Annotated in this window: 35 protein-coding genes and 1 tRNA gene; 26 read left to right on the top strand and 10 right to left on the bottom strand. The window is 67.5% G+C overall.

Going from position 1 to position 24,502, the window contains the following annotated elements; genetic code table 11:
* The first annotated feature begins 85 nt into the window (after positions 1-85).
* Genes ccmE through AC1DRD_RS05670 form a run of 3 tightly spaced genes read left to right on the top strand, consistent with a single transcriptional unit; the run spans position 86 to position 2,972 of the window.
* The gene (gene ccmE, locus AC1DRD_RS05660) at positions 86-520 is read left to right on the top strand and encodes a cytochrome c maturation protein CcmE (protein WP_478040646.1); all 435 of its coding nucleotides are present in this window, start codon (positions 86-88) and stop codon (positions 518-520) included.
* The gene (locus AC1DRD_RS05665) at positions 517-2,448 is read left to right on the top strand and encodes a heme lyase CcmF/NrfE family subunit (RefSeq protein WP_478040647.1); all 1,932 of its coding nucleotides are present in this window, start codon (positions 517-519) and stop codon (positions 2,446-2,448) included. Before ccmE ends, AC1DRD_RS05665 begins: the two co-directional genes overlap by 4 nt.
* Complete coding sequence (locus tag AC1DRD_RS05670) at positions 2,445-2,972, top strand: redoxin family protein (protein WP_478040648.1); 528 nt, start codon at positions 2,445-2,447, stop codon at positions 2,970-2,972. The genes AC1DRD_RS05665 and AC1DRD_RS05670 overlap by 4 nt, the downstream gene beginning before the upstream one ends.
* Positions 2,973-3,019: 47 nt before the next feature.
* On the opposite strand, the gene AC1DRD_RS05675 is transcribed toward AC1DRD_RS05670, so the two are convergent.
* Positions 3,020-3,328, bottom strand: coding sequence for a GIY-YIG nuclease family protein (locus tag AC1DRD_RS05675; RefSeq protein WP_478041199.1), 309 nt, complete (start codon positions 3,326-3,328; stop codon positions 3,020-3,022).
* A 207-nt stretch (positions 3,329-3,535) separates the two neighbouring features.
* On the opposite strand from AC1DRD_RS05675, the gene AC1DRD_RS05680 reads away from it, so the two are divergent.
* Positions 3,536-3,919, top strand: a complete 384-nt coding sequence (locus AC1DRD_RS05680; protein ID WP_478040649.1) for a cytochrome c-type biogenesis protein — start codon at positions 3,536-3,538, stop codon at positions 3,917-3,919.
* Positions 3,919-4,563, top strand: coding sequence for a tetratricopeptide repeat protein (locus AC1DRD_RS05685; protein WP_478040650.1), 645 nt, complete (start codon positions 3,919-3,921; stop codon positions 4,561-4,563). Before AC1DRD_RS05680 ends, AC1DRD_RS05685 begins: the two co-directional genes overlap by 1 nt.
* Positions 4,564-4,603: 40 nt before the next feature.
* Here the strand turns inward: AC1DRD_RS05685 and ald are convergent, their stop codons facing one another.
* Complete coding sequence (ald, locus tag AC1DRD_RS05690) at positions 4,604-5,710, bottom strand: alanine dehydrogenase (protein ID WP_478040651.1); 1,107 nt, start codon at positions 5,708-5,710, stop codon at positions 4,604-4,606.
* A gap of 126 nt (positions 5,711-5,836) precedes the next feature.
* Between ald and AC1DRD_RS05695 the strand changes: the two genes are divergently transcribed.
* The 4 genes from AC1DRD_RS05695 (at position 5,837) to AC1DRD_RS05710 (ending at position 9,117) form a co-directional block, all read left to right on the top strand.
* Positions 5,837-6,280, top strand: coding sequence for an Lrp/AsnC family transcriptional regulator (locus AC1DRD_RS05695; RefSeq protein ID WP_066803461.1), 444 nt, complete (start codon positions 5,837-5,839; stop codon positions 6,278-6,280).
* Between the two features lie 139 nt (positions 6,281-6,419).
* Positions 6,420-8,357: a potassium transporter Kup gene (locus AC1DRD_RS05700; RefSeq protein ID WP_478040652.1), complete on the top strand. Its 1,938-nt coding sequence runs from the start codon at positions 6,420-6,422 to the stop codon at positions 8,355-8,357.
* Positions 8,358-8,463: 106 nt separating this feature from the next.
* Positions 8,464-8,985: a 2'-5' RNA ligase family protein gene (locus tag AC1DRD_RS05705; RefSeq protein WP_478040653.1), complete on the top strand. Its 522-nt coding sequence runs from the start codon at positions 8,464-8,466 to the stop codon at positions 8,983-8,985.
* A gap of 55 nt (positions 8,986-9,040) precedes the next feature.
* Positions 9,041-9,117 (top strand) — tRNA-Met (locus AC1DRD_RS05710).
* On the opposite strand, the gene AC1DRD_RS05715 is transcribed toward AC1DRD_RS05710, so the two are convergent.
* The 7 genes from AC1DRD_RS05715 to AC1DRD_RS05745 form a co-directional block, all read right to left on the bottom strand.
* A complete protein-coding gene (locus AC1DRD_RS05715; protein ID WP_478041200.1) occupies positions 9,074-10,753 on the bottom strand; it encodes a recombinase family protein in 1,680 nt (559 codons plus the stop codon). The two genes, AC1DRD_RS05710 and AC1DRD_RS05715, sit on opposite strands and share 44 nt — an antisense overlap.
* 126 nt (positions 10,754-10,879) lie before the next feature.
* The gene (locus AC1DRD_RS05720; protein ID WP_478040654.1) at positions 10,880-11,368 is read right to left on the bottom strand and encodes a hypothetical protein; all 489 of its coding nucleotides are present in this window, start codon (positions 11,366-11,368) and stop codon (positions 10,880-10,882) included.
* Positions 11,365-11,712 carry a hypothetical protein gene (locus AC1DRD_RS05725; protein ID WP_478040655.1) on the bottom strand — a complete coding sequence of 116 codons (348 nt, stop codon included), beginning with the start codon at positions 11,710-11,712 and terminating at the stop codon, positions 11,365-11,367. The genes AC1DRD_RS05720 and AC1DRD_RS05725 overlap by 4 nt, the downstream gene beginning before the upstream one ends.
* On the bottom strand, positions 11,709-11,894 hold the full coding sequence (locus AC1DRD_RS05730) for a hypothetical protein (RefSeq protein ID WP_478040656.1): 186 nt from the start codon (positions 11,892-11,894) through the stop codon (positions 11,709-11,711). The genes AC1DRD_RS05725 and AC1DRD_RS05730 overlap by 4 nt, the downstream gene beginning before the upstream one ends.
* On the bottom strand, positions 11,894-12,091 hold the full coding sequence (locus AC1DRD_RS05735) for a hypothetical protein (protein ID WP_478040657.1): 198 nt from the start codon (positions 12,089-12,091) through the stop codon (positions 11,894-11,896). The genes AC1DRD_RS05730 and AC1DRD_RS05735 overlap by 1 nt, the downstream gene beginning before the upstream one ends.
* Positions 12,088-12,411 (bottom strand): hypothetical protein, encoded by a 324-nt coding sequence (locus tag AC1DRD_RS05740; RefSeq protein WP_478040658.1) that lies wholly within the window; start codon positions 12,409-12,411, stop codon positions 12,088-12,090. Before AC1DRD_RS05740 ends, AC1DRD_RS05735 begins: the two co-directional genes overlap by 4 nt.
* Positions 12,408-12,833: a hypothetical protein gene (locus AC1DRD_RS05745; protein ID WP_478040659.1), complete on the bottom strand. Its 426-nt coding sequence runs from the start codon at positions 12,831-12,833 to the stop codon at positions 12,408-12,410. The genes AC1DRD_RS05740 and AC1DRD_RS05745 overlap by 4 nt, the downstream gene beginning before the upstream one ends.
* A gap of 129 nt (positions 12,834-12,962) precedes the next feature.
* On the opposite strand from AC1DRD_RS05745, the gene AC1DRD_RS05750 reads away from it, so the two are divergent.
* Positions 12,963-13,349, top strand: coding sequence for a hypothetical protein (locus tag AC1DRD_RS05750; RefSeq protein WP_478040660.1), 387 nt, complete (start codon positions 12,963-12,965; stop codon positions 13,347-13,349).
* 1 nt (position 13,350) lies between these two features.
* Here the strand turns inward: AC1DRD_RS05750 and AC1DRD_RS05755 are convergent, their stop codons facing one another.
* Positions 13,351-14,166, bottom strand: a complete 816-nt coding sequence (locus tag AC1DRD_RS05755) for a S24 family peptidase (RefSeq protein ID WP_478040661.1) — start codon at positions 14,164-14,166, stop codon at positions 13,351-13,353.
* A 29-nt stretch (positions 14,167-14,195) separates the two neighbouring features.
* Here AC1DRD_RS05755 and AC1DRD_RS05760 point away from each other — a divergent pair, with 29 nt between their 5' ends.
* From AC1DRD_RS05760 to dnaG, 16 genes are all read left to right on the top strand, one after another.
* A complete protein-coding gene (locus AC1DRD_RS05760; protein WP_478040662.1) occupies positions 14,196-14,483 on the top strand; it encodes a hypothetical protein in 288 nt (95 codons plus the stop codon).
* Positions 14,480-14,974 (top strand): phage regulatory CII family protein, encoded by a 495-nt coding sequence (locus AC1DRD_RS05765; protein ID WP_478040663.1) that lies wholly within the window; start codon positions 14,480-14,482, stop codon positions 14,972-14,974. The genes AC1DRD_RS05760 and AC1DRD_RS05765 overlap by 4 nt, the downstream gene beginning before the upstream one ends.
* 53 nt (positions 14,975-15,027) lie before the next feature.
* Positions 15,028-15,378 carry a hypothetical protein gene (locus AC1DRD_RS05770; RefSeq protein WP_478040664.1) on the top strand — a complete coding sequence of 117 codons (351 nt, stop codon included), beginning with the start codon at positions 15,028-15,030 and terminating at the stop codon, positions 15,376-15,378.
* 100 nt (positions 15,379-15,478) lie between these two features.
* The gene (locus AC1DRD_RS05775) at positions 15,479-15,610 is read left to right on the top strand and encodes a hypothetical protein (protein ID WP_478040665.1); all 132 of its coding nucleotides are present in this window, start codon (positions 15,479-15,481) and stop codon (positions 15,608-15,610) included.
* A gap of 103 nt (positions 15,611-15,713) precedes the next feature.
* The gene (locus AC1DRD_RS05780) at positions 15,714-16,763 is read left to right on the top strand and encodes a hypothetical protein (RefSeq protein WP_478040666.1); all 1,050 of its coding nucleotides are present in this window, start codon (positions 15,714-15,716) and stop codon (positions 16,761-16,763) included.
* Positions 16,760-17,104 carry a DUF4326 domain-containing protein gene (locus AC1DRD_RS05785; protein WP_478040667.1) on the top strand — a complete coding sequence of 115 codons (345 nt, stop codon included), beginning with the start codon at positions 16,760-16,762 and terminating at the stop codon, positions 17,102-17,104. Before AC1DRD_RS05780 ends, AC1DRD_RS05785 begins: the two co-directional genes overlap by 4 nt.
* Entirely contained in the window at positions 17,101-17,334 is a 234-nt protein-coding gene (locus AC1DRD_RS05790; RefSeq protein ID WP_478040668.1) for a hypothetical protein, read from the top strand. The genes AC1DRD_RS05785 and AC1DRD_RS05790 overlap by 4 nt, the downstream gene beginning before the upstream one ends.
* Complete coding sequence (dnaN, locus tag AC1DRD_RS05795; protein WP_478040669.1) at positions 17,327-18,652, top strand: DNA polymerase III subunit beta; 1,326 nt, start codon at positions 17,327-17,329, stop codon at positions 18,650-18,652. The genes AC1DRD_RS05790 and dnaN overlap by 8 nt, the downstream gene beginning before the upstream one ends.
* 2 nt (positions 18,653-18,654) lie before the next feature.
* Entirely contained in the window at positions 18,655-19,161 is a 507-nt protein-coding gene (locus tag AC1DRD_RS05800; protein ID WP_478040670.1) for a hypothetical protein, read from the top strand.
* Positions 19,158-20,252 (top strand): DUF5131 family protein, encoded by a 1,095-nt coding sequence (locus AC1DRD_RS05805; RefSeq protein ID WP_478040671.1) that lies wholly within the window; start codon positions 19,158-19,160, stop codon positions 20,250-20,252. The genes AC1DRD_RS05800 and AC1DRD_RS05805 overlap by 4 nt, the downstream gene beginning before the upstream one ends.
* Positions 20,249-21,676, top strand: coding sequence for a DNA-methyltransferase (locus AC1DRD_RS05810; RefSeq protein ID WP_478040672.1), 1,428 nt, complete (start codon positions 20,249-20,251; stop codon positions 21,674-21,676). The genes AC1DRD_RS05805 and AC1DRD_RS05810 overlap by 4 nt, the downstream gene beginning before the upstream one ends.
* Positions 21,673-22,038: a hypothetical protein gene (locus AC1DRD_RS05815; RefSeq protein WP_478040673.1), complete on the top strand. Its 366-nt coding sequence runs from the start codon at positions 21,673-21,675 to the stop codon at positions 22,036-22,038. Before AC1DRD_RS05810 ends, AC1DRD_RS05815 begins: the two co-directional genes overlap by 4 nt.
* Positions 22,035-22,298: a hypothetical protein gene (locus tag AC1DRD_RS05820; RefSeq protein ID WP_478040674.1), complete on the top strand. Its 264-nt coding sequence runs from the start codon at positions 22,035-22,037 to the stop codon at positions 22,296-22,298. Before AC1DRD_RS05815 ends, AC1DRD_RS05820 begins: the two co-directional genes overlap by 4 nt.
* Positions 22,298-22,933 (top strand): DUF1643 domain-containing protein, encoded by a 636-nt coding sequence (locus AC1DRD_RS05825; RefSeq protein ID WP_478040675.1) that lies wholly within the window; start codon positions 22,298-22,300, stop codon positions 22,931-22,933. Before AC1DRD_RS05820 ends, AC1DRD_RS05825 begins: the two co-directional genes overlap by 1 nt.
* Complete coding sequence (locus AC1DRD_RS05830) at positions 22,930-23,316, top strand: hypothetical protein (RefSeq protein WP_478040676.1); 387 nt, start codon at positions 22,930-22,932, stop codon at positions 23,314-23,316. Before AC1DRD_RS05825 ends, AC1DRD_RS05830 begins: the two co-directional genes overlap by 4 nt.
* A 70-nt stretch (positions 23,317-23,386) precedes the next feature.
* Positions 23,387-24,499: a DNA primase gene (dnaG, locus tag AC1DRD_RS05835; protein ID WP_478040677.1), complete on the top strand. Its 1,113-nt coding sequence runs from the start codon at positions 23,387-23,389 to the stop codon at positions 24,497-24,499.
* Positions 24,500-24,502 lie beyond the last annotated feature (3 nt).

The raw sequence follows: 24,502 nt of genomic DNA on the forward strand, positions 1-24,502 counted from the left end.
CGGCCTATGGCGTCACGCTCGGCGCGACGATCGCGCTGATCGGGTGGAGCTATGTCGCGATGCGCGCCGCGGAGCGCGAGCGCACGTGAAGCCAAAACATCAACGATTGTGGCTCGCGGGGCTGGCGGTCCTCGCGATCGCGGGGGCAAGCGGGCTCGCTTTGTCGGGGCTGAAGGACCAGGCGTCGTTCTTCTACGCGCCGTCCGACGTCAAGAAACAGGGGCTGCCGCTGGGCAAGGCAGTGCGGCTCGGCGGTCTGGTCGAGGCCGGGTCGATCAAGCGCGCCGCCGACGGCGTGACGCTCGATTTCGTGGTGACTGATGGCGCCGCCACTACGCCGGTGAGCTTCAAGGGCATCGCGCCCGATCTGTTCCGCGAGAAATCGGGCGTGGTCGCCGAGGGGCAATTCCAGCCCGACGGCAGCTTCGTCGCGACCAACTTGCTCGCCAAACATGACGAGAAATATCAGCCGCCCGAAATGGCCGGCAAGCTGCACGAGACGAGGTCGCTCAAGCAATGATCGCCGAGGGGGGACTGGCCGCGTTGTGGCTCGCCGCCGTCATGGCGGTGTTGCAGCTCGTGCTGGCGTCGAGCGCCGTGCTCGGCGGCCGCGCGGAAATGGCGCGCGCCGTACGCCCGGTGGCGATCGCGCAAGGACTGCTGACCGGGCTCGCGATGTTGTGCCTGATCCTGGTGTTCGTCCAGTCCGACATGTCGGTGCTGCTGGTCGCCGAGAACAGCCATTCGCTCAAGCCGATGATCTACAAGATCGCCGGCGCCTGGGGGAATCACGAAGGATCGATGCTGCTCTGGGTGACGATCCTCGGGCTGGCCGGTGGGGCGGTGGCGATCTTCGAACGGCGGCTCGATCAACGGACGCTCAACGCGACGATCGGCGCGCAGGCACTGATCGCGATGGGGTTCTACGCCTTCCTGCTGTTCGCCTCCAACCCGTTCGCGCGGCTGTTTCCGTCGCCGCCCGACGGCAACGGCCTCAACCCGTTGCTCCAGGATCCCGGCTTGGCGTTCCATCCGCCGACCTTGTACGTCGGCTATGTCGGCATCTCGGTCGCCTTTTCGTTCGCGGTCGGTGCGCTGGTCACGCGCGATGTCGGGCCGGCCTTTGCCCGCGCGATGCGTCCCTGGGTGCTCGGCGCCTGGATCTTCCTGACGATCGGCATCACCGCCGGAAGCTATTGGGCCTATTACGAGCTCGGCTGGGGCGGCTGGTGGTTCTGGGATCCGGTCGAGAATGCCAGCCTGATGCCGTGGCTGGCGGCAACTGCCTTGCTCCATTCGGTGTCGGTGCTGGCGACGCGCGACGGCTTGCGCGCCTGGACGATCATGTTGGCGGTGGTCGCCTTTTCGATGAGCATGATCGGGACGTTCCTGGTCCGCTCGGGCATTCTGACCAGTGTCCATGCCTTTGCCGTCGACCCGAAGCGCGGCGCGTTCCTGCTGGCGTTGCTGGCGATCTATATCGGCGGTGCGCTGGTGCTGTTCGCCGCGCGGATCGGCACTGTCCGGCAGGGTAACACCTTCGCGCTGGTCAGCCGCGAGGGCGCGCTGGTGGTCAACAACCTGCTCCTGTCGGTGATCCTGGGGATCGTGCTGATCGGCACGCTCTATCCGCTCGCCGCGGCGGGCTGGGGCGTGCAATTGTCGGTCGGTAAGCCGTTTTTCGACAAAACCGCGGGGCCGGTGGCGCTGGCGCTAGCCATGTTCATCGCGATCGGGCCGCTGTTGCGCTGGCGGCGCGACGAGCCGCAGGCACTGCTCAAACGGATGACCTGGCCTGTCGCGGCATCATGCGCGGCGCTGATCGTGCTGGTACCGTTCGCCTGGGGTGCGGGACTCCTGCCGCTGGCGGCGCTGGTGCTGGCCGCAGGGCTCGCGGTAGCGAGCGTCGCGCCGTTATGGGGGCGGAATTTGCGCCGTACCCCGCTCTTCACCTGGGGCATGGTGGTCGCGCATCTGGGCGTCGCGGTGAGCCTGGCCGGAATGGCGAGCGATAGCGCCTTCACCAAGGAGACCCTGGCGGTGTTGCGCCAGGGCGAGACGCGGTCGGTCGGGCCGTATCTGGTGACGATGACCGGTATCCGTCCGGTGGTCGGACCGAATTGGTCGGCGATCGCCGCCGATCTCAGCATTCGCCGCGGCGAGGGCGCACCGTTCATGCTGTCGCCGGAGTCGCGCTTCTTTGCCAGCCCGCCGACATCGACCAGCGAAAGCGCGATCGCGACGCGGCTTGATGGCCAGCTCTACACCGTGCTCGGTCAGCCCGACGGTAAAGGCGGATGGCAGGTCCGCTTGTGGTGGAAGCCGTTCGTGACCCTGATCTGGCTGGGTGGGGCCCTGATCGGCCTGGGCGGCGTCTTGTCGTTCTTCGGTCGGATCCGGCGCCGCAAGCGCGCAGTTTACGAAGACTATGAGGAGGAGGTGGCGTGAGGCGCGTGCTGCTCTGGCTGCCGCTCGTGCTGTTCGCGGCGTTGTTCGGGCTGGTCGCGCTCGGCCTGTTCAAGCCGGCGGACCGTACCGTTCGCTCGGCGATGGTCGACAAGCCGCTGCCCGATTTCGCGCTGCCCGCAATGCTACCGGCCAAGCCGGGGGTCGCGCGCACCAGCTTCGGCGGCGGCAAGCCGCGCCTGATCAACGTCTTCGCCAGCTGGTGCGTGCCGTGCATCGCCGAGGCACCGGAACTGATGAAGCTGAAAGCGGCCGGTGTGGCGATCGACGGTGTGGCGATCAACGACACACCCGAGGCGGTGCAGAAATTTCTCGATCGCAACGGCGATCCCTATCAGCGGATCGGCAACGACAAGACCGGCCAGGTCCAGATCGCCCTGGGATCGTCGGGCGTGCCGGAGACCTTCCTGATCGACGGGCGCGGCCGGATCGTGCGGCAATATGTCAGCAATTTGCAGCCGGATCAGGTCGACGACATCCTCAAGACATGGCGGGGGATGCGATGAGTCTCTCCAACCGTCATGCCGGCCTTGTGCCGGCATCCACCGCGCCGCTATTCCAACGGCGGGAGGCCGAGGCCGACCGCGAGATCTTCCCATCTGGGATTGTCGCGCTCGATAAGGTTCTTCTTGAAGTCGCGCGGCCATTTCTTGATCCGCTTCTCGGCGGCGATCACGACCTCCATCGTGTCGGCCGTGTCGAACCAGACGAGGCGTTTGACACCGTACCGCTTGGTGAAACCCTCGAAGATCCCGTCGCGATGCTGCATGACCCTGCCGATAAGGTTCGACGTCACGCCAATATACAGCGTGCCGTTGAAACCGCTGGCCATGATGTAAACGCAGGGATCGCGCTCTCGCATGGCTGTGAATCTGCGGCACGGTGGATGCCGGGACAAGCCCGGCATGACGATGGAGGAGAGCGATCCGACAATCGCAACCGTCATGCCGGGCTCGTCCCGGCATCCACCAGTCGGCGGGCGAGTTGGGTGGAGTCGAATGGCTCGCGCTTGCGGCCCGGTGGACCCCGGCACAAGGCCGGGGTGACGGTTGTCCTTTGGGGACTTCTCTTGGGAGCAGCGGCGGCCATCTCCTTCGCCACGCCCGCGCTTGCCCAGCAAGCCCCGCTCGCCGACACCCAGCTCAACGATCCCGCGCAGGAGGCGCAGGCCAAGGCGCTGATGGGGACGATCCGCTGCGTCGAGTGCCAGGGCCAGTCGATCGCCGACAGCAATGCCGACATCGCCGCCAATATGCGCTCGCTGATCCGGCAGCGGATCAAAAGCGGCGAGAGCCCGGAGCAAGTACGGACCTGGCTGATCCAGCGTTATGGCGATTATATCAGCTATGACCCGCCCTTGGGCGGCGCGACCTGGCCGCTTTGGGCGGCACCGTTCGTGCTGCTCGCGATCGGCATCGCGATCGCGCGGTCGAGCTTCAGGAGGAAGCGCTGATGGGCTGGATCATGCTCGCGCTGATCGGGCTGACCACGGCGGCATTGCTTGCCGTGTTGCGCCTGCCGCGGACGCTGTGGCCGCTGGCCGGTGCCGCGCTGATGCTGGGCGCGGCCGGTTATGCCTGGCAGGGGCAGCCCGACCTCGCGGCGCAACCCGTCGCGGCGGATGCGGTCAAGTTGCCGCCGAGCGAAGCCTATAAGAAGCTGCGCGATACCTTCTTCGGCCGCTTCGGTGGCGAGTCGATGTATTTCGGGATTTCGGACGTCGCGCTGGCCAATGGCGATCCCGACTTCGCCGCGCGCGCGCTGACCGGCGGGGTCGATTATGCCCCGCGGAATGCGGCGATGTGGAGCGAACTCGGCAACGTCATCGCGCTGCACGATCGCGGCGTGGTGTCGCCCGCGGCGCTGCTCGCCTATCGCCGCGCGATGATGCTGTCACCGCAGAATCCGGGGCCGCCCTTGTTCCTCGGCCTGGCCTATATTCGCGCCGGTGAATTCGCCAAGGCGCGACCGCTATGGAAGCACGCGCTGGATCTGACCCCCAAGAATGCCAGCTATCGCGACGAGATCGTGCGGCGGCTGGCCTTGCTTGACATGCTGCTCGCCGAAATCGCCCGCGAGCAATCCGCCCAACGCTGAGCGCGCGGGGCGGATCGTCAAAGCGGGCTTGTTCGCCCGATCAGGCGTGCCAGGCCTCGAACGGGAGGTCGAGCGCTTCGGCCACCGCTTGGTGCGTGATCTTGCCCTTATAGACGTTGAGACCGTTGGCGAGGTGTGGGTCCGCCTTCATCGCCCCTTCCGCGCCCAGCTTGGCGAGCTTGAGCGCGAAGGGCAGGGTGGCGTTGTTGAGCGCGAACGCGCTGGTCCGCGCGACTGCGCCGGGCATGTTGGCGACGCAATAATGAATCACGCCGTCGACCTCGAACACCGGATCCTCATGCGTCGTGGCATGGCTGGTCTCGAAGCAGCCACCCTGGTCGATCGCGATGTCGACCAGCACCGAGCCGCGCTTCATCGTCTTGACCATGTCGCGCGTGACGAGCTTGGGCGCTGCCGCTCCGGGGACCAGCACCGCGCCGATCACCAGATGCGCGTTGCGGACGGCCTGTGCGATCGCCGCCTTCGACGCGTACTGCGTCTTGATCTGGCTCGAGAAGAACATGTCGAGCTCGGCCAGGCGGTCGTTATTGATGTCGTAGATGGTAACGTCGGCGCGCATGCCGACGGCCATCTGGGCGGCATTGATGCCCGACACGCCGCCACCGAGGATCGCGACCTTGGCCGGCGCCACGCCCGGAACACCACCGAGCAATACACCGCGGCCGCCCTGTTCCTTCTCGAGATAATGCGCGCCGACCTGGATCGACATGCGGCCGGCGACTTCGGACATCGGCTTCAGGAGCGGCAGGCCGCCGCGCGCCGCGGTGACGGTCTCGTAAGCGATGCAGGTGGCGCCCGACTTCATCAGACCCTCGGCCTGCGGCTTGTCGGCGGCGAGGTGAAGATAGGTGAACAGCGCGTGGCGCGGCTCGAGCATCGCCACTTCCTGCGGCTGCGGCTCCTTGACCTTCACGATCATGTCCGATTCGGCGAACACGGTCCTGGCGTCGGGCACGATCCGCGCGCCGGCGTCGATATAGGCCTGGTCTTCGAAATCGATGCCCATGCCCGCCTGGGTTTCGACGATCACCTCGTGACCGGCGGCGTGCAGCTCGGCGACCGACGAGGGGGTCAGACCGACGCGATATTCGTGATTCTTGATTTCCTTGGGGACACCGACTCGCATGCGAACTCTCCTGAAAGGGGTTGTCATGCAAATAGCGCCGAAAAGCCGAGAGAGGTTCGCAAGTTTTTTGACAGATGCGGCCCCTGGCAGGATATGTTTGCGTGATTATATACCTGTGAGAGAAAAATGCTCGACCATCTCGATCGCAAGATCCTCAAACAACTCGTCGTCAATTCGGACCTGACAAGTGCGGAACTCGGCGAGGCGGTAGGCCTGTCGGGAAGCGCGGCGCATCGCCGCGTCGGCAGCCTGCGCGACCGCGGGCTGATCGCGGGGTTTCGCGCGGTGCTGTCGCATGAGGCGCGGGGGCATCCCGCGGTGGTCATGGTCAACGTCACGCTCCGCGACCAGCGGCAGGAGACGATGGCGGCATTCGAGGCAGAGATTAGCGAATGTCCGGAAGTGCGCGATTGTTTCCTGATGAGCGGCGAGGCCGATTACATGCTCCATGTCGAGGTGACGCGCGACGACAGTTTCGAGCGGATCCACCGCGAGACGCTGTCGCGCTTGCCCGGCGTGACGCGATTGGCGTCGCATTTCGTCATTCGCGAGGTCATCCGTCGCCCATGAGCGGCCGGCTGACCCATAACGAGCCGGCGCATCCAATGCGTCGTTGCGGGCGTTCCTATGCAATGCTAGGGCGCCGCCACCGTAAACAGGGGCTTCATACGGTCATCATGACCTTTCGTGCGAACGCGCGGCGCTTGCCGTGAGCGCAGCCACTCCTTCCATCGCAGTAACCGACGGGCACGCCGACGACGCGCACGCCGGGCACGTGCATGCGCATGGCAATGACGGGCTGATCAAGCTCGCGATCGGTGCGATCGGCATCGTGTTCGGCGATATCGGCACCAGCCCGCTTTATGCCTTCCGCGAGACCTTTGCCGGGCATCACAAGCTCAGCCTCGACCATGCCCACATCATGGGCGTCACCAGCCTGATGTTCTGGTCGATGATGGTGGTGGTGACGATCAAATATGTCGCGATCATCATGCGCGCCGACAATAAGGGGGAGGGCGGCAGCCTGGCGCTGCTCGCGCTCATCTCCAGCAAGGCGCAGACCAAAAGATGGACGGCGGGGATCGTCCTGCTCGGCGTGTTCGCGACCTCGCTCTTCTATGGCGACTCGATGATCACCCCGGCGGTGTCGGTGCTGTCGGCGGTCGAGGGTCTGGCGGTGGCGCAGCCCGGCATGGCGCATTTCGTGCTGCCGATCGCGATCGCGATCCTGATCTTCCTGTTCGCGATCCAGCAGAGCGGCACGGCGCGGGTGGGGTTGTTCTTCGGCCCGATCATGCTGTTCTATTTCCTGACGATCGCGCTGCTCGGTGCGCTCAGCATCGCCGAGACGCCGGAAGTGCTGTGGGCATTCTCGCCAACCTATGCCGTCGAATTCTTCCTGCTCGATCCCGTCCGTGCGTTCCTCGCTTTGGGGTCGGTGGTGCTGGCGGTGACCGGTGCCGAGGCGCTCTATGCCGATATGGGGCATTTCGGGCGCAAGCCGATCGGCATGTCGTGGCTGTGCTTCGTGCTCCCGGCGCTGATCCTCAATTATATGGGGCAGGCGGCGCTGCTGACGCGCGACGGGACGCAGGCGCTGGAAAGCCCGTTCTACCTCTTGGCGCCGGTCTGGCTGCAGCTGCCGCTGGTCATCCTGGCCACCGCCGCCGCCGTGATCGCGTCGCAGGCGGTGATCTCGGGCGCCTTCTCGGTGACGCAACAGGCGATCCAGCTCGGTTTCGTGCCCCGCCTCAGGATCGAGCATACCAGCGCGGCGACGGCCGGACAGATCTATATCCCGCTGATCAACTGGATGCTGATGACGATGGTCATCATCCTGGTGCTGTTCTTCCGCACCTCCTCCAACCTGACCAGCGCGTATGGCATCGCCGTCACCGGCGCGATGACGATCGATACCTGCCTGTTGGCGGTCGTGTTGTTCCGCTTGTGGAATTGGCCGAAATGGGCGGCGATCCCGCTGCTCGGGCTCTTCTTCCTGGTCGACGGCGCCTATCTGACTGCCAACCTCACCAAGATCCCGGACGGCGGCTGGTTCCCACTCCTGGTCGGGCTGATCGTCTTCACCATCCTGACGACCTGGGCCAAGGGGCGGCAGCTGATGATGGCGCGGCTGCGCGAGGCGGCGATGCCGATCAAGGTGTTCATCTCGTCGGCCGCCACGTCGGCGACGCGCGTGCCCGGCACTGCAGTGTTCATGACTTCGACGGCCGATGGCGTGCCGCACGCGCTGCTCCACAACCTCAAGCACAACAAGGTGCTGCACGAGCGCATCATCCTGCTGACGGTGAAGATCGCCGACGTGCCGTTCGTGCGTCAGGCCGAGCGGGTGAAGCTCGATCATCTCGGACACGGCTTCCACCGCCTGGTGCTGCGCTATGGCTTCATGGAGGAGCCCGACGTGCCGGCGGCATTGGCGTTGGTCACCGGCTGCGGCGACAAGTTCAAGATGATGGACACCAGCTTCTTCCTCGCACGGCAGACTCTTTTGCCGTCGAGCAAGCCCGGCATGGCGATCTGGCGCGAAAAGCTGTTCGCCTGGATGCTCCGCAACGCCGAAAGCGCGATGGAATTCTTCCGCCTGCCGACCAATCGCGTGGTCGAGGTGGGGAGCCAGGTAGAGATCTGAGACCTCTCGACGATATATAGCCGTCACCCCCGCGAAAGCGGGGGCCCATCTCCCAAGTTTGCACGGTGGGTGTGACGGCAGGAGATGGGTTCCCGCTTTCGCGGGAATGACGGAGGGAAAATTGCACCCACCAGCGCCGATTATCCTGACTGCTGTGATCGGGCGCGACGACCAGGCGTGGCTCGACGCGCAGCGCCGCGCGCATTTCCCGCCCGAGCGCAATCTGCTCCCCGCCCATCTGACGATGTTCCACCATCTGCCGCCGTCGCTGGCGGACGAAGTGCGGCAGCGGCTGGGCGAGCTGGCGCGGGAAGGGGCGCCGGCGGCGCGGATCGCCGGGCCGATCTCGCTCGGCCGCGGCGTTGCCTATCGCATCGACTCCGCCGAGCTGGAGGACCGCCGCGCCTGGCTCGCCGATCTTTGGGTCGACGTGCTGACGCCGCAGGACCGCACGCCGTGGCGCCCGCATGTCACGATCCAGAACAAGGTCGAGCCGAGCGAGGCGAGGGCGTTGCTCGACCGGCTCAAGGCCGATTTCCGACCCCGGCCGCTCGCGATCATCGGTTTCGCCAGCTGGTATTATCGCGGCGGACCCTGGGAAAAGCTCTCTCGCCACATGGTCGCTTGACCGCGTCGGGAGCGCTACTTATAGGCCGCCGCTCGCGGCAACGCGGGCCTTTCGGGGCGGAGTAGCTCAGCTGGTTAGAGCACGGGAATCATAATCCTGGGGTCGGGGGTTCAAGTCCCTCCTCCGCTACCACCCCGACAGTCCGGGTGGAGATTCGCCGGGCTCCAGCGCCGGGGCCGTTTTCCCTCACATGACGATCCTGCACCGGTTCGCCCGTCGCGACGCGCAGCACGGCGGCCAGGCTGCCGAGCACGTCGACGCGGGCGCTGTTCGGTTCGGCGGGGTCGTCGTCGATCGCGATCGAGTCGATCAGGCCGCGGATCACCGGCAGGAACTTGGCGGCGCGCTCGCCCTTGACCACGGCGTCGCCGATCATCGCGATGCGGCGGCGGTATTGCTCGACGATCTGTGGGTGGAGGATGATCGGCGGCAGCGCCTGGTGCTCGGCCAGCTGCGCCTCGGCGATCGCCAGCGCCTCGCGCCGCTTCGCCAGCTCGTCGCGCACCTCGGCCATGTCCATGCCGTCGGCCATCGCCGCCACCAGCCGGCCGATCGCCGCCCTCCCATCGTCGACCGCCTTTTCCGCGCCGCGCAGTCCCTGGGCCATCGCCCGGCGCTGATCGGCGCGCTTGTCGTGATAGCGCTTGACCACCTTTGCCACGACATCGGGCGCGAGCAGCTGGCGCTGCAGCCCGTCCATCACCCGATGCTCGAGGTCGGCGGTGGCGATCCTTCGCGGGTTGTCGCACGTGCCCGTCTCGCGGTGGTTGCGGCAGGCCCAGCGGTCCTTGCTGACCACGGTGAAGCTGCCCCCGCAGCGCGCGCAGCGGACCAGCCCCGACAGCATGTGTTTCGGCCGGGTCTGGCGGTGCCAGGGGATATGCGCGCGCGCGACGCGGTCGGCCTGGATCGCCTGCCAGTCGGCCTCATCGATGATGCGCAGCTGCTCGGCGACTTCCTCGACGCGCTCGTCGACCTTGTTCGACCGGCTGAGCCGCTGGCGGGTGACCGGGTCCTTCACCATCCGCACGCGATTATAGACGATGCGGCCGGCATAGGCCGGGTTGTGCAGGATGCCGTTGGCGCGATCGCGCGAGCCGCTGAGCGTCGAGCTCGACCATAATCCGCCACGCGGCCCGCGCACGCCGTCGCGGTTGAGGCGCTGGGCGATCGCCTTGGTGCTGTCGCCGGCCAGCCGCTCGGCGAAGATGCGGCGGATGATCGCGGCTTCGTCCTCGACGATCTTGCGGTGGCCGCGGTCGACGGTGCCGTCGGGCAGCAGCCGGTTGTCGGTGGCATAGCCGTAGCACAGCCCGCCCGGCACGCGCCCGCGCGACACCGCGCCGCGCTGGCCGCGCCGGATCTTCGCCGCCAGTTCCTTGACGTAGAGCGCGTTCATCGTGCCGAGCATGCCGATATGCAGCTCGCTGACCTCCGCCTCGCTGATCGTGTGGATCCGCACGTCGGCGAATTGCAGGCGCTGATAGATGGTCGCGATGTCGGCCTGGTTGCGCGACACGCGGTCGAGCGCCTCGGCCAGCACGATGTCGAAGGCGCGCGCCTCGGCGGCGGCAAGCAGCGAATTCAGGCCGGGGCGGTGGTTGGTGGTGCCGGATATCGCCAGGTCCGAATAGACCTCGACCACGTCCCAGCCCATGCGCAGCGCATGGTCACGGCAGACGCGAAGCTGGTCCTCGGCCGACCGGGCGTTTTGCAGGTCCGTCGAAAAGCGGGCGTAGATCGCGACGCGCGGGCGAATATTGGTCATGGCGGGCGGCGGCTCCAGGGTATCGCGACTCGGCCGCGTGATCCTCGACGGCCATATCCTCGGCGATTGCTAGCGCGAGATCGAGGATCAGGTCAGGTAATAATGCGGGGAGCGCGCGGGTCGCCATCACGCGGCGTGCTCGAACAGGGCGCCAGAACCCGGCGCGGGGCGTGGGGCGCGTTGCTGGGGCGCTGCGGGCGCGGATGCCCTGGCGGCGATGGTAGCGCGTGCGCGGGCTTGCAGCGCCAAGGTGGTGCGGTGGCAGAACACAAGCATCGGCGTGTCGATGCGCGAATCATAGGCGCGGAAGTGCCAGGCGATCGCGGCGACGGCGTCGGCGCGCTGGCGGGCGATGGTGTTGCCGGGGCTGGCGTCGGCGCGGCGATCCGCCTCGGCAGCGGTGGCGTCGAGATCGGCGCGGATCGCCGGCCAGTCGTGGTCGGCCTCTATCGGTGCGAGTGCGACGACCGCGGCCCAGATCGCGGCGACCTCGGTCATGCGCCGGACGCGGGGATCCTCGGCGCCGAAATACCCCTCACGCTGATCGCGCAACGACGCGGCGACCTGCGCGAGCGCGGGCCATTGGTCGTGGTAGAGGGGCAGGGCGGGGGTCAACGTTGGATGCCGGCCGGCACGTAGCGATAGCGACGGAGGCGCCGTCGAATGGCGTCGGTGTTGGGCACGACTGGCCCGACGTTTCTGTCGACTATGCCCGGTGCAGGCGGAACGCCCATCGCATCGACGATTTCGCAGCGCACCGGGAAACGGTCCGGACTTGGGTGGAGACCCTCTTTGCGCGCGTAATAATAGGCCGCTTCGCCGTCCACTGTCTGGCGCGAATATCGCCCCGACCACGGCAGGGGATAGGCATACCCTGCGTTTTTCGCGCGCCAGAACGAGACATAAGGCTTGTCGCGGAAAGACGCGCGTAAATCGACGATGTAGAATTCAGCGCTCATCGCTCGTCTTCCTCGACAAAGGCGACTCTGGTGCCGGGGCGTTCGGCGCGGGCGGTGCGCAGCGCGGTCAGCCGGTCGTGCGCGCGGACGCTGCCGATCCGGTAGCCCCATTGGCGCGAACCGACCCACACGCCCCACAGGCGGTTGACGTCGATCACATCGATCTCGCGGGCCCTGGCCATCACAGCCACGTCCGCAGATACTGGCCGATGAACATCAGCGCGAAGGCGGCGACGATGCCCAGCGTGACGCGGTCGAGCACGACCTCGGCGGGCGAGGGATAGAGGGACTCGGGCTGGCGCAGACGGCAGGGCCGGATCGGCTGCAGCGGCGCGGCATCGGCGGCGCGCTCGCGGGGCGGGAGGTCGAGGGCGGTCACGGTCCAACCATGCCCAGCGCGGCGAGCATCGCGCGCGCCCCGGCTTTCGCCGCGAACACGACGCGATAATAGTCGCGATGACTCCTTGGGAGACCAGCACCTTCCGCGACTTCGGCACCGATCTCGTCGATGCGATCCGCCGTCACGGTCGGATAGAACATCTGCACCAGTTCGTCGCGAATGATCGCGTCCAATTCCTCTCCCGATACCAGCATCATCTCAGGCTGATCATCGGGACTGGTTCGATCCGGTAATTCGCATACGTTCTGGACGATGCGCATGATGACCACGTCGAAATCGCGCGTTGCACACTCCATCACGCCGCCTCCGCCATCGGGCGCAGGGTCAGGTCGACGCAGCGTTGCGCCTTGCCGTCGACCTTGCGGACGGTCGAGCCGTGGCCCTTGAGGTTGAGGAAGTGGCCGAACGCCATGCGGGTCGGGGTCTGGTATTCCTCGACGCCGCGGGCGCGGGAGAAGGTCAGGAAGTCGCGGTACAGATCCTCGGTCGGGGTCGGGCAGGCCTCGCCCTCCAGGGTCGCGGCGCGCTCGGCGAACCAGCGGCCCATCGGGTCGCTCGGCAGGCTGGCGTCGCTGAGCTGATCGAGCTCGACGGTGCGCGCCACGCCCTTGCCGGTGACGAAGCGCCGGCCGTCGGGCTCGACGCGGTTGATCCGCACGCGGCGCTCGCCGAGCAGCGCCTCGCTGCCGGCATAGGGGAATTCTGCGATGGATTTGAGCATGTCGCCCTCCGTTGATGACGGGGGCGGTGGATAATGAGAAATATCCAATGCGTCAAGCGAGGCGTTGGACATATCCTTGCGGCCCTTGCAGCGCGCCTCGTGCTATGATCGGCCGGGGAGGGCCTTGCGATGTGGATCATGGCGGCAGCCGCGGCGGCTGCGTTCAACCTGGTGTGCACCGGTACGGTGACGGTCGCCGGCGGCGATCGCGACGGGGCGAGGCCGTACCGCACGGCCTATCGGATCGATCTCGCGAGCGGCAAATATTGCGAGGGCGATTGCCGGCTGGTGCGTGATATCGCCGAGGTGCAGCCGACCCGGATCACGCTCGACGAGCGCGGTAATGTCGCGCCCGGGAGTTCCGACTATTCGATAAACGTCATCGAGCGTGACAGCGGCGCCCAGACCATCCTGACCGCGTCGGGACGCCGCGGCGCGATGCTCTACGTGAAGTCGACCGGGCGGTGCGAGTCGCAGCCGTTCACCGGCTTCCCCGATATACCCACCAAATTCTAGGTTAGAAGGCGACCATCTCGCGCCATGGCACCCAGCGGTGGATCGACGCCACCTGACGCGCGGCGATGCGGAAGCGCAGCGGCGGATTGTATTGCTCGAGCTCGATATAATCCGAGCCGCGGCGCACCAGTTCCTTGATCAGCACGCTGGCGATGCGGCCCTCGCCTTCCTCGTCGCGCGTCATCAGCTGGACGACGACGATGTCGCCGATCGAGGGGCGCTGTTCGGGGTCGACATAGATCGGGTCGCCATCCTCGAACTTGGGTTTGAGCGAGGTGCCGCGCACGGTCAGCGAATAGACCGTCTTGCGGTCCTTCAGCGCCGGCGGTCGGCGGACCATGTCGATCACCTCGTCGAGATGCACGTCGATCTGTTCGGCGAACAGCATGGTGCCGTCGGCGGTCACCTGGAAATCGGCGGCCTGGGCAGTGCCGAGCATCGGCACGTCGCGCGGGTCGCCCGGTGACGTGAACGGGGTGCGCGGCGAATGCAGCGCCATCAGCGGCGCGCCGTCGCGTTCCGATTCGAGCGCGTGGAAATCGGACAACGATATGCCGACCACGCCCAGCACGCGGCCCAGTTTGTCATAGCTCGGCTTGGTGCCCTTGCGCCGTATGTCGTTGAAGAAGCTGACCGAGACGCGCGCACGACGGGTCCATTCCGCCCAGCTGAGATCGGCCGGACGGATCGAGTCGAACAATTCCCAAAGCCTTGAGGCTTCGTTGGTTTCGTCGGGCCCCACCATCGGCGTTGGGAATATCCCATGCGCCACGATCGCGGCAGGGGAAGAATTTTCCACAATTGCCGCTTGCGTCATTGGAAATATCTCATTATCCAACGCTCCCCATGACCACCATCCTTCCCAGTTCCGACCCCAACAAGGCGCTGTTGCAGCAGATCGAGGACTTCCTCGCGCGCACGCCGAGCATGTCGGCGACTCGCTTCGGGCTCGACGCCAACAACGACGGCGCCTTGCTGACCAACCTCCGCGGCGGCCGGTCGGTCAGCCTGACCCTGGGTCAGAAGCTGCTCGACTTCATCGCCGAGCAGGATGCGGCGAATAACGGGCAGGGGGCGGACGTGTCAGGCGATAACGCCGCGCCAGGCATTACCCAGGTCGGCGAAGCGGCATGAGCTACGCCCGCGACCTCTCGCTTTCGCATGACGAGATCGACCTCAAGATCGCGACCGACGACGCGGTCGACGCGGCCGGTGGACAGGCCCGGCTCGAGCCGGTGCTCGAGGCCAAGCAATCGCACATTTCCAACCTGTGTTCGCGCACGACTCGGGCGTTCGCGCGGATCGACCAGGTCGCCAAGATCGAGGATCGCGGCACCGGCCGCGCCGGCCATCCGCATATCACCCGCGCGCTGGCGCGGCGACAGGGGTTCGTATTGGTTCCGGCCGGCGATGCCGGCGACGAGGCGAGTCTGCCGATGCACCTGGGCTGTATCGCGAGCGAGGCGGGCGACGTGATCAAGCTGCTCGCCGCGCGCGTCGCCGACAGCAAGCCGATGAGCCCGCGCGAGATCGAGGACGCCCTGCGCGAGACCGACGAGCTGGCTGATGCCGTCGCCGGGCTGCGCGCATCGCTGACCGCGCGACGGCCCGCGCCCCCGGGCTGATCGCCAACGGAGCGAGCGGGCAGGATTTCCAATCTGACAAAGGGGTTACCGGGGTGAGTGGGGAACAGATCAGCTACACGACGCTGGCCGCCAATGCGACGGCCGAGCAGCTGGCGATGATCGCCGGATGCCGTCATCTGACGATCGGCGATGTCCGCGCCTGGGTGGCCGGCGCGCAACCGCGCGCGCAGTTGGTCTACGCGGTCGGCTTTTTCGCGCTGAAGGATGCGGCGACGGGTGTCGCCGAGGAACTGCTCGGGTGCGAGAAGCTCGGCTTCGTCTATCTGGTCCAGAAACGGATCGAGCCGTTCAAGTCGCTCTACATCGCGCAACGATCGTCGCGGCCCTTGTCGACGCCGGTGAAGAAGCCGGTCCTGCACCGCCACGTGCAAGGGGCGATGTGATGGGCGTCCTGCTCACCCTGATCATCCTGCTGGTGGTCGTCGCCACGGCGAAGGCTTCGCTCTCGATCGCCGCCTGGTTGCGCTCGGGCGGCGTGCCGAAATGGTGAGCCGCGCGCGGGCCTTTGCCGCCGACATGGCGATGGTCGTGCTGGCGCTGGTGGTGCTGGCGATCATCGTGGTCTTCGTCGCGCCGATCACGCTGTGGCGGATCGTGCGGGGGTTGCGGGTATGAGCGCCGCGACAATCGCCGTTTTTCTGTGCGGCGTCATGGCGGGGGTTGTTCTCGTCATGCTTGCGTCGATCGTGGGATCGATGCTCGCGTCGAGGACGGGCCAATGAGCGCGGCCGATCAGCGCAAGGTGGTCGAGGCGCTGCGCCTGGCGCTGCCCGAGGGCATGGACCGCTGGACGCCGTCGTTGGTTGCGCGTCAGGCTGGGCTGTCGATCCTCGAGGCCAACATCGCGATCCGATCGCTGCGCAACACCGGCAAGATCAAGTTCGGCGCGCTCGAATTGAGTGCGTCGATGCTGGCTGATGCTGAAATTCCCTCTCCCCTTGTGGGAGAGGGTGCCCGCGACGCGCAAGCGGAGCGGGTGGGTGAGGGGGACTCGGCCTGCGCGGGACAGACTCCCCCTCACCCTTCCGGCGCTTCGCGCCTCCCTCCCTCTCCCACAAGGGGAGAGGGAGATATCGCCCAATCCACGACCGAGCCATGTGCCCACCCCCCCGGCGAGCAAGGCGAGGTTGCGGCGGCCGGGGATGCTGGTCCTCTCCCCAGCGTCCCCGGCCACTCCCGTCCCAATCTGGTCGCGGCCGATGCATCGCTCGGCGAGGCGCTGCTCGCCGAGGTCGAACTGTATCTGGCGCGCACGCGGATGGGCGCGTCGATGTTCGGCGACCTGGCGGTGCACGCGCCCGGCTATGTCAATTTGCTGCGGCTGCGGCGGACGGCGCGGACGAAGACGGCGGAGCCGGTGCGCGCGTTCATGGCTCGCTGGCCGCAAGGCGCGACTCGCGGCCAGGTCCGGGAGGCCCAACATGCCGACCTGGCGGCGGAAGCGGTGCGGATGCGGGCGGCGTCGATGCGCGCGGCCCCGGGAAATTTGGCCGACGAGGTCAAGGCCGAGGCGCTGGAAATGGGCGATCGTCGGCGGTCGGCGCGCAAGCTGTCGGCGACGGTGCACAACCCGCTGGCGGCCAACGTCGTCGGCCTGCAGGCGGCCTTGCTCGCCGAGCCCGAGGACGCGTTCCTGTTCCTGCGCCGGCGTTGGCCGCGCCTGCTGCGCGACGTGATCGCCCAGGCGCGCGCGATTGGGACGACGCCCGCGGCGCAGCTTGCCCATGTCATCGAGAGCGGCCTGGACGCCGCGGCGGGGTCGCTATGACCGACGCCCCCAAGCGGATTCGGCTGTCACGCACCAAGGGTTGGCGGATGCCGCCCAATACGGTGAAGGTCGATCGCACGACGAAATGGGGCAATCCCTATCGGGCAGGCGTCCACTGCGATCATCAACACGCGGTCGACTGTCACCGCTTCCTCCTTACCCAAGGTCGTCCTGCCCGAGCGGAGCCGGATTCGGTCACCAATACCGCCGATTATTTGACTTTCGTTCGGGCCAACATCACCGACCTCCGCGGCAAGAACCTTGCCTGCTGGTGTTCGCTCGCCGAGCCTTGCCATGCCGAATTGCTGCTCGAGCTGGCCAATGCGGAGCCAACCTCATGACCGACGGCGGCTGTGCAGCATCGTCGCGTCCGCTCGATCGCGACATTGGCCTGACCGACGCGCTGGCAGAGCAGCGGGGGCGGTATGCCGATTATATCGACGCCTTCGCCACCAAGATCGCCGCGCGGTTCGACCCCGACACCGCGGGCACGATCAAGCCGATCATCGCCGGGCTCGCGACCACGATCCGCGCCGGCATCCCCGATCCCGATGGAGTTTCGCATGACTGACGACACGCTCGCACCCGAGGACAATCCCGATACCGTGGAAATCGAGCAGCCGGGCGACGACGCCCCGGCGCCCGAGCCCTCGACCGAGGTGAACGACGTGGCCGAGAAACCCAAGCGCGGTCGCGTCAAGAAGGACCTGCCCGACTCGCCCGGCAACGACGGAAAGCCCCGCGTCGTCGCCTTCGTCGCCAAGCAGCTGAAGGCCGCGCTGGCCGGGATCGGCGAGGTGGTCGAGCGGCGCAACACCATCCCGATCCTGTCGAACCTGATGATCTCGGCCGAGCATGGCCGCGCGACGCTGATCGCGACCGATCTCGACATGGAATGCGTGCGGATCCTCGATGTCGAGCAGGCGGCCGACGCGCTGCCTTTTCGCACCACGGTTGCCGAGCGGCTGTTGTCGGACATCGTCAAGAAGATCGACGGCGACGCGACGATCACGCTGACGCTTGAGCGCAGCAAGGTCGTCGCGACCGCGGGCCGGGCGCGCTTCACGCTGCCGACGCTGCCGGTCGAGGATTTCCCGGTGATGGCCGGCGCCCAGTTCGACCATGTGTTCGAGCTGGCGGCGTTCGACCTGGCCGCGATGATCGACGGCGTGCGCTTCGCCATGTGCACCGAGGAAACGCGCTATTATCTCAATGGCATCTATCTCCACGCGACCGAAAGCAGGGGCCCGACCGGCGACGGTGAGGGCGTGGTGATGGTGCTGCGCGCGGTGGCGACCGACGGGCACCGGCTGGCGCGCTATGACCTGCCCCAGCCCGACGGCGCCGGGGCGTTGAACGGCGTGATCGTCCCGCGCAAGGCGATCGGCGTGCTCGACAAGGTGCTCGACGGGTTCGAGGGCCCGGTCGAGGTGTCGATCAATTCCGGCAAGGCGCGGTTCGACCTGGGCGACATGGTGCTGACCACCAAGCTGGTCGACGGCACCTTCCCCGATTACACGCGCGTCATCCCGAGCGGCAATGACAAGGTGCTGCTGATCGACCCCAAGTCGCTGGCCGCGGCGGCGGGGCGGGTGATGGTGATGACGGACAGCAAGACGCGCGCGGTCAAGGTCGCGCTCGACCGCGACATGGTGACGCTGTCGTGCCAGTCGGCGGAGTTGGGCGATGCGCGCGAGGAAGCCCCGGGCGATTACGACGCCGAGGCGCTGACGATCGGGTTCAACGGCACTTACCTGACCGAATTGCTGGGCCGCATCCAGGGCGACACGATGCGGGTCGAGCTGGCCGACCCGGCCGCGCCGACACTGTTCCGCGACGCTAATGACGACGCGCGCGGGTTGTACGTGCTTATGCCGATGCGGGTTTGACGATGTCGGCCCTCTCTTATGCCAACCTCGACGAGATGCAGGCCTGGGCGGCCGGCGTCATGGCGCGCGCGCCCGACTTCATCATCGGCGAGGCGGCCAATCCTTATCTGCGGCGCTGGTGGGTGATCCCGCGCAATGAGGGGTGCAATGTCTATCTGCATGAGATCCTGCGCAGCGACGACGACCGCGCCGGGCACGATCATCCCTGGCCGAACACGTCGTACATCATCGACGGCGGCTATACCGAGATCACCTATTACCAGCAGCAGCCATGGGCCGAGGCCTATCGCCTCGAGCGCGTCGCCGGTGATTGCGTCACGCGGCTGGCGACCGACACGCACCGGCTGATCGTGCCCGATGGCGGGCGGTGCGTGTCGCTGTTCATGACCGGGCCCAAGGTGCGCGACTGGGGCTTCTGGTGTCCCAATGGCGAGCGCTTCGTGCCGTGGCAGGTGTTCACCGGCGGCGAGAATGGCGAGCTCGTCGGGCGCGGGTGCGGCGAGCCATGAGCGGCCCCAGCAAGATCGAGTGGACCGGGCGGACGTGGAATCCGGTGGTCGGGTGTTCGGTGATCTCGCCGGGCTGCACGCATTGCTATGCGATGAAGATGGCGGCGCGGCTCGAGGCGATGAGCGTCGCGCACGAAGCCGCGCACGGCGGCGATCGCGGGCCGCTTGGCCATTATCGCGGCACGACGCGCGCGACCAAGGGTGGCGCGGTGTGGACCGGGGTCGTCAATTTGGCACCGAAAGCGACCCGGTTGGCACCGTTGCGCCGCAAGGCACCGACGACGTGGTTCGTCAATTCGATGTCCGATCTGTTCCACGCCGGGGTGCCCGACGAGGTGATCGACCATGTTTTCGCGATTGCTTCGCTGTGCCCGCAGCACATTTTCCAGGTGCTGACCAAGCGGGGCGAGCGGATGCGTGCCTATTGCAGCGATCCGCGCACCCCCTTTCGCATCGCTCGGGCGGTGCTCGACTTGGCGCTCGCCGAGCCGTCGTTGCTGCGTCGCGAGCCATGGCCCGTGCAGACGATCGGCGACGTGGACGCGCCCGATGACGTGACGATCGCATGGCCGCTGCCCAATGTCTGGCTCGGCGTGTCGGTCGAGGACCAGCGCCGCGCCGACGAGCGCATCCCGCACCTGCTGGCGACGCCGGCGGCGGTGCGCTTCCTGTCGTGCGAGCCGTTGCTTGGGCCGGTCAATATCATGGACGCGATGTGGTCGACCGCCGATCCGCTCGAGTCGCTCGACGCGTCGATCAACTGGGTGATCGCCGGTGGCGAAAGCGGCAAAGGCGCGCGGCCGATGCATCCCGACTGGGCCCGCCAGCTGCGCGACCAGTGCGCCGCGACCGGCACGCCGTTCTTCTTCAAGCAATGGGGCGAGTGGGGACCTGACGATGGCGAGGGCGGGACAGACAAGCTCGACCGCGTCATTGCCGCGCCGGCGTGCACCTGGGCCGGCGGCGCGTGGCACGATCTGCCCAAGCTGATCAGCCAGCGACCCGCCGGGGATTACGACGTCTATCGGCTGGGCAAGAAACTGGCCGGCCGCCTGCTCGACGGCGTCGAACATCACGGCATGCCCGCGTGACCGTCCGCATCATCATCGGCGATGCGCTGGCCGAGTTGCGCAAGCTGCCCGGCGACAGCGTCGACCAGTGCGTCACCTCGCCGCCTTATTGGGGGCTGCGCGACTATGATGTCGCGGGGCAGCTCGGGCTCGAGCCGACGCTGGGCGAGCATCTCGACGCGATGGTCGAATTGTTCGAGGAAGTGCGCCGCGTGCTCAAGCCGCACGGGTCGCTGTGGCTCAATTACGGCGATTGCTATGCGACCGCGCCGAACGGGCGCAGCGCGGCGGCGACCAAGGCCGAGGGCGTTGACGACCGCACGTTCCGCGACAAGCCGTTCTCGACGGTCGGGCCGGTCTATGGCGCGATGCCGGGTAAGCCGAACGAAGCGGCCAACGGCACCAAGCGGCGCGGCGGCGGCAATGCGCCTGCAGGTGCGGTCTATATCGGCGGCTATGAAAAGACCGAGCGGTCGGGCAGCGGGCAGAATCGCGGCAATCTGGCCGGGTCGCACGGTGGCCGCATCGTCGCCGGCGGCTTCCTGAAACCCAAGGACCTGTGCATGATCCCGAACCGGCTGGCGATCGCGCTGCAGGATGCCGGCTGGTGGGTGCGCAGCGAGATCGTGTGGGGCAAGCCCAACGCGATGCCCGATTCTTCGGGGGCGTATCGACCCAGCGTCGCGCATGAAAAGATCTTCCTGCTGACCAAGTCGAACGACGCCGACATCTGGCGCGCGCGCGACACCGGCGAGCTGAGCTTCGATCCCGACCTGTCGCAACGCTGCGCGCTGGTGACCAAGCCCGACCAGGACGGCCCGCGCTGGTCGCGGATCGGCAGCTATTACGATGCGTCGGCGGTGGCGATGCCCCCGGCCGCTGCATCGATCGCGCGCTGGTCGCAGAATGTCGATGGTCAGGCGGGATCGACCCGCGCCAACGCCGGCCGCAAGACCAACGGCAACCTCAAGGCGGTCGGCGGCCCGCGCCGTGGTCGTGCGGTCGATGCTCGCCACGCCAACCATGCCGCGACCGATAATCGCGGGTTGAACGATCTCGGCCGGGGCGAAGGTCGCCTTCTCCGCAGCTACGAGCCCGATCTGTCGGCGATCGTCCCGCCCGAGGTGTGGGACATCGCGACCGCCAGCTTTTCGGGCGCGCATTTCGCGACCTTTCCGCCGGCGCTGGTCGCGCCGTGCATCCTGGCGGGCTGTCCCAAAGGCGGCGTCGTGCTCGACCCGTTCGGCGGCGCGGGCACGACCGGGCTGGTCGCCGACCGGCTCGGCCGCGACGCGATCCTGATCGAACTCAACCCCGATTATGCCGAGATCGCGCGCGAGCGCCTGGCGGCCGGCTTCGTCCGCGTCGAGACCACGCTGCCCCCGCGCCACCACGCGGCCGGGCCGCTGTTCGGTGACCCCGAGCCGACCGAGCAAGCGGCATGATGCCCGCCTGCCTCCGCGTCCTGGTCGCCGCCAAGCTGGCGCAGCGCGAGCGGGTGTTGCTCGGTGCGCGCAACGGGCTGACGCGTCCGTGCCGGCTTTGGACCGGCGCACAGTCCAAGGGGGGGGGGCGTCCATCGAGCGGGCCTTACGGCTCGGTCTGGGTTCCCGGCGTTGGCGGGGTGCGCGTGCATGTCGCCGCGGCCTGGGTTGCGGGCCTGATCCCGTCGCTGCGCGTGCCCAAGGGCATGAACCTGGATCATCGCTGCGAACGGACATTGTGCATGGAGACTGAGCATTACGCGCTGATCCCGGCGCCGAACAATCGCGCGCTGCGCTGGTCGCGGCGGCGGAGGGCGGCATGAAGCGGACGCGGTTCACGGCGCACGATTGCCCGGTGCCGGGCTGTCCCAACACGCGGCAGCATTGGGAGGCGGTGTGCAAGCCATGCTGGTCCCGCCTGCCGCAATATCTGCGCGCGCCGATCGAGGCGGCGCGGCGGGCCAAGGCGCCGCACAAGGTGGGCGCGGCGGCGGTCGCCGCGATCGCCTGGCTGACCCGCGCCCCGGCGGCGATCGCCGCGCGGCGGCTGGGCGAGGGTGATTCTCAGATGGAGGTGGGGTGATGGCGCAAGCCGAATTGTTCGAACGCCCGCTGGCCGTCGAGCCCGGCGCCTATGTCGGCAAGGGCGCGGTGATCTCTGCGTGCGGGAACTATCGCTATCATCTGTGGCGCGAGTGGCGGGGCTTCGGGCGGCCAGAGACGTGGGATTGGTGGCAAGACGACGACGGCAAGCCCGCGGTCGACGGTGTCGGCGAGCCGCTCGGGACGCCCAAGGCTGCGCTGTTCGTCATGCTCAACCCGTCGACGGCCGATGGTGATGAGGACGACCGCACGATCCGGCGCTGCGTCGCGTTCGCCCAGGCGTGGGGTTATGATCGCCTCGAGGTGGTCAATCTGTTCGCGTGGCGCGCGACCGAGCCGAAGGACATGCTGGCGCTGACCGCCAAGGGCGACCCGATCGGGCCGCGCAACCAGCAATATATCGACCGCGCCGTGGGCGATGCCGGCATCGTCGTCTATGGCTGGGGCGCGCATGGCGGGCATATCGACCAGGACGAAACGGTGCTCGGCTGGATCGAGGACGCCGACGGGGTGCCGCACGCGCTGCGCGTGACGAAAGACGGCTTCCCGTCGCACCCGCTCTATCTGCCGGGCGACCTCACGCCGGTGCCATATCGCGGGAGGGCGGGGAAATGAGCTGGTTCTATTTCGGCTGCGATCATGGGCCCGGCCATTACCTGATGCATGCCAACCGCGCGCGAGTAAGCAACGACGGCTGGCGTCGCTTGACCCGATTTGACGCGATGCTCGCGCCCCAAATGGAATCGCAGGACCGCGTCCTCTATCAGGCGGTCGTGTCGCGGCTCGGGGGCTATCGGCTGTTCGCGCTGTCGTGGTGGGATCGCAGCGTCGACAGCCGACCCGGCAGCAACAGCATCATCTTCGGGCCCAACGTCGATTACCCGGCCGAGAAGCTGCTGCGCGACGCCGAGGAACGATTCCCCTGGGTGTTCGCCAGACTGCCGCAGCCTGTCGTGCTGTACGGCGCGGAAGATACGCGCCCCGCGCCCCCAACCTGATGCCGCCCTCGCTTCGCTGATCGACCGCAGGGCAGCGGTCATTTTTCCGGTATTTCGGGGGTGGGTTCCTTTGTCGTTGACGCCGCAATTCCTGGACGAGCTACGCGCGCGCACCTCGCTGTCGGCGCTGGTCGGCGCGACGGTCAAGCTGACCAAGGCCGGGCGCGAGCACAAGGGGTGCTGCCCGTTCCACAGCGAAAAGACCGCGTCGTTCTACGTCAACGACGACAAGGGATTCGCGCATTGCTTCGGCTGTTCGTGGCACGGCGATGCGATCAAATGGGTGCAGGAAAAGCACGGGCTGGGCTTTATCGACGCGGTGCGCGACCTGGCCGAGCGCGCCGGGCTCGAGGTGCCGGCGCCGTCGCCCGATTACGCCCGGCGCGAGGCGGCGATCGAGGATGCGCGGGGCGTGATCGAACGCGCGGCCGACTGGTACGCCGATCGGCTGGCGGGCGAGCCGCGCGCTCGGGCGATCCTGGCGGAGCGGGGAGTCGGCGACGCGGCGATCGCGCGGTTCGGGCTGGGGCTGGCGCCGGGATCGTCCTCGGTCAGCATGTGCGGGGCGGAGCCGCGCGCGCTGGAAGCGGCGGGGCTGCTGATCGACACCCCCAACGGCTGGCGCGACCGGTTCCGCCAGCGCATCATGATCCCGATCCATGACGCCAGGGGGCGCGTGATCGGCTTCGGCGGGCGGGCGATCTCCGCCAATGCCGATGCCAAGTACATCAACAGCGCCGAGGGTCCGCATTTCGACAAGGGGCGGACGCTGTTCAATTTGCACCGCGCGGCGCCGGCATCGCGAGACAAGCGGCGGCTGGTGATCGTCGAGGGCTATTTCGACGCGATCGCGCTCGACGGCGTCGGCGTGGCCGAGGTGATCGCGCCGATGGGCACCGCGCTGACCCCCGAGCAACTCGAGCGCGCGTGGCGCGTGCACCATTGCCCGATCCTGCTGTTCGACGGCGACGCCGCCGGCAGGCGGGCCGCGGTGAAGGCGTGCGAGCGCGCGATGCCGATGCTCGGGCCGGGTGCGAGCCTGGCGATCGCGCTGCTGCCCGACGGGATGGATCCCGACGACCTGGCGCGGGCGGAAGGGCGGGACGGCGTCGAGCGCGTGCTGGCCGAGGCGGTGCCGCTGTCGGCGTTCCTGTTCGATGCATTGGTGGGGGAGGCGGCTTGAGTG

It is taken from the genome of Sphingomonas sp. P4_G2 (assembly GCF_056401155.1).

Coding starts and splice junctions, on each gene's coding strand:
- AC1DRD_RS05665 (WP_478040647.1), top strand. CDS start 517: ATGATCGCCGAGGGGGGACTGGCCGCGTTGTGGCTCGCCGCCGTCATG.
- AC1DRD_RS05675 (WP_478041199.1), bottom strand. CDS start 3,328: ATGCGAGAGCGCGATCCCTGCGTTTACATCATGGCCAGCGGTTTCAAC.
- AC1DRD_RS05685 (WP_478040650.1), top strand. CDS start 3,919: ATGGGCTGGATCATGCTCGCGCTGATCGGGCTGACCACGGCGGCATTG.
- ald (WP_478040651.1), bottom strand. CDS start 5,710: ATGCGAGTCGGTGTCCCCAAGGAAATCAAGAATCACGAATATCGCGTC.
- AC1DRD_RS05695 (WP_066803461.1), top strand. CDS start 5,837: ATGCTCGACCATCTCGATCGCAAGATCCTCAAACAACTCGTCGTCAAT.
- AC1DRD_RS05705 (WP_478040653.1), top strand. CDS start 8,464: ATGACGGAGGGAAAATTGCACCCACCAGCGCCGATTATCCTGACTGCT.
- AC1DRD_RS05715 (WP_478041200.1), bottom strand. CDS start 10,753: ATGACCAATATTCGCCCGCGCGTCGCGATCTACGCCCGCTTTTCGACG.
- AC1DRD_RS05725 (WP_478040655.1), bottom strand. CDS start 11,712: ATGAGCGCTGAATTCTACATCGTCGATTTACGCGCGTCTTTCCGCGAC.
- AC1DRD_RS05730 (WP_478040656.1), bottom strand. CDS start 11,894: ATGGCCAGGGCCCGCGAGATCGATGTGATCGACGTCAACCGCCTGTGG.
- AC1DRD_RS05745 (WP_478040659.1), bottom strand. CDS start 12,833: ATGCTCAAATCCATCGCAGAATTCCCCTATGCCGGCAGCGAGGCGCTG.
- AC1DRD_RS05750 (WP_478040660.1), top strand. CDS start 12,963: ATGTGGATCATGGCGGCAGCCGCGGCGGCTGCGTTCAACCTGGTGTGC.
- AC1DRD_RS05755 (WP_478040661.1), bottom strand. CDS start 14,166: ATGACGCAAGCGGCAATTGTGGAAAATTCTTCCCCTGCCGCGATCGTG.
- AC1DRD_RS05760 (WP_478040662.1), top strand. CDS start 14,196: ATGACCACCATCCTTCCCAGTTCCGACCCCAACAAGGCGCTGTTGCAG.
- AC1DRD_RS05765 (WP_478040663.1), top strand. CDS start 14,480: ATGAGCTACGCCCGCGACCTCTCGCTTTCGCATGACGAGATCGACCTC.
- AC1DRD_RS05775 (WP_478040665.1), top strand. CDS start 15,479: ATGGTGAGCCGCGCGCGGGCCTTTGCCGCCGACATGGCGATGGTCGTG.
- AC1DRD_RS05780 (WP_478040666.1), top strand. CDS start 15,714: ATGAGCGCGGCCGATCAGCGCAAGGTGGTCGAGGCGCTGCGCCTGGCG.
- AC1DRD_RS05785 (WP_478040667.1), top strand. CDS start 16,760: ATGACCGACGCCCCCAAGCGGATTCGGCTGTCACGCACCAAGGGTTGG.
- AC1DRD_RS05790 (WP_478040668.1), top strand. CDS start 17,101: ATGACCGACGGCGGCTGTGCAGCATCGTCGCGTCCGCTCGATCGCGAC.
- dnaN (WP_478040669.1), top strand. CDS start 17,327: ATGACTGACGACACGCTCGCACCCGAGGACAATCCCGATACCGTGGAA.
- AC1DRD_RS05800 (WP_478040670.1), top strand. CDS start 18,655: ATGTCGGCCCTCTCTTATGCCAACCTCGACGAGATGCAGGCCTGGGCG.
- AC1DRD_RS05805 (WP_478040671.1), top strand. CDS start 19,158: ATGAGCGGCCCCAGCAAGATCGAGTGGACCGGGCGGACGTGGAATCCG.
- AC1DRD_RS05815 (WP_478040673.1), top strand. CDS start 21,673: ATGATGCCCGCCTGCCTCCGCGTCCTGGTCGCCGCCAAGCTGGCGCAG.
- AC1DRD_RS05820 (WP_478040674.1), top strand. CDS start 22,035: ATGAAGCGGACGCGGTTCACGGCGCACGATTGCCCGGTGCCGGGCTGT.
- AC1DRD_RS05825 (WP_478040675.1), top strand. CDS start 22,298: ATGGCGCAAGCCGAATTGTTCGAACGCCCGCTGGCCGTCGAGCCCGGC.
- AC1DRD_RS05830 (WP_478040676.1), top strand. CDS start 22,930: ATGAGCTGGTTCTATTTCGGCTGCGATCATGGGCCCGGCCATTACCTG.